Genomic DNA, 912 nt, shown 5'->3' with positions numbered 1-912 from the left:
CGATGGTGATTGAGCCAATACCCGCGATGTTCGCGGTCTGGCCTGCGTTGTAAGTGGTGCCACCTACGCTGAAGGTCGCAACGGTCAAGACGTTATCAACATCGACGTCATTGCTCAGCACATTGCCTGTTGCAACGTTATCTTCCAAGGCGCTGCCGGTGTCTGCTTTGAGGACGCTCGCGTCGTCAACCGCATCGATCTTCACGTCCAGCGTGCTGCTCGAACCGGTGTTGGTGGTGTAGCCGATTTGCGGTACATCGCCGTTGAAGTCTTTGACGGGGGTAAAAGCGTATGCGCCGTCTGCGCCGATGGTGATTGAGCCAACGCCTGCGATAACAGCGATCTGGCCGGCTGCGTAACTAGTGCCTGCCACGCTGAACGTGGCAACAGTCAGGGTATTGTCGACGTCAACGTCGTTGCTCAACACATTGCCAGTGGCAACGTTATCTTCAAGCGCGCTGCCGGTATCGGCTTTCAGAACACTGGCGTCGTCAACCGCATCAATCTTCACGTCCAGCGTGCTGCTTGAGCCCGTGTTGGTCGTGTAGCCGATTTGCGGAACGTCACCGTTAAAGTCTTTGACCGGCGTGAAGGCATAGGCACCGTCAGCGCCGATAGTGATACTGCCCACACCTGCAATTACGGCAGTCTGGCCAGCGTTGTAGCTGGTGCCGTTTACGCTGAAAGTCGCAACGCTCAACACGTTATCGACGTCGACGTCGTTGCTCAGCACGTTGCCAGTGGCAACGTTGTCTTCAAGCGCACTGCCGGTATCGGCTTTCAGAACGCTTGCGTCGTCAACCGCGTCGATCTTCACGTCCAGGGTACTGCTCGAACCCGTGTTGGTCGTGTAGCCGATTTGCGGAACGTCGCCGTTGAAGTCTTTGACCGGCGTGAAGGCGTAGGCGCCGT

General features: G+C 57.1%; 1 protein-coding gene. It reads right to left on the bottom strand.

Going from position 1 to position 912, the window contains the following annotated elements; genetic code table 11:
* A partial coding sequence (locus TU75_RS27860; protein ID WP_211267975.1) for an Ig-like domain-containing protein occupies window positions 1–912 on the bottom strand: 912 nt, incomplete at both ends.

The sequence above is a fragment of the Pseudomonas poae genome (assembly GCF_001439785.1).
In the GTDB taxonomy this organism is placed as follows: Bacteria; Pseudomonadota; Gammaproteobacteria; order Pseudomonadales; family Pseudomonadaceae; genus Aquipseudomonas; species Aquipseudomonas poae.
This window is presented reverse-complemented; position numbering and strand designations above follow the sequence as displayed.